This window comes from Aeromicrobium phragmitis, from assembly GCF_003674095.1.
Classification (GTDB): domain Bacteria; phylum Actinomycetota; class Actinomycetes; order Propionibacteriales; family Nocardioidaceae; genus Aeromicrobium; species Aeromicrobium phragmitis.
Map to the genome: position 1 here is coordinate 1 of NZ_RDBF01000060.1, position 508 is coordinate 508.

1 protein-coding gene is annotated in these 508 nt (G+C 69.1%); it reads right to left on the reverse strand.

Going from position 1 to position 508, the window contains the following annotated elements:
- Positions 1-508: ABC transporter ATP-binding protein (locus D9V41_RS16240; RefSeq protein WP_121795613.1), on the reverse strand; the 508-nt coding region annotated here is incomplete at both ends.

Below are 508 nucleotides of genomic sequence, written 5' to 3' on the forward strand. Positions count from 1 at the left end.
GCTTGCGCTGGCCGCCCGAGAGCGATCCGGCGAAATCCTCGCGTTTGGCGTCGAGCTTGAACCGCCGCAGCAGGTCGTCGGCGCGCTCGGTGTTGGCCTGCTCCTGAGCTCGCCACAGCGGCGGGAGCATCGACAACCAGAAGTGCTCGCCACGCTGCCCGGTCGCGCCGAGGCGCATGTTCTCGATCACGGTGAGCTTGGAGAGCACCTTGGTGAGCTGGAACGTGCGGACCATGCCGAGCCGGGCGACCTTGAACGCCGGGAGCCCGGCGAGTCGGTTCCCGTTGAAGGACCAGTCGCCCGCGTCCGGCTTGTCGAACCCGGTGAGCAGGTTGAACAGCGTGGTCTTGCCCGCGCCGTTCGGGCCGATCAGGGCGGTGATGACGCCACGCTGGATCTCGATGTGCTCCACGTCGACGGCGGTCAGGCCGCCGAAGGTGCGGGTGATGCCGTCGCCGACGACGATCGGGTCGGGTTTAGGGGCCCCGGGCGTGTTCGGCACCGAGGC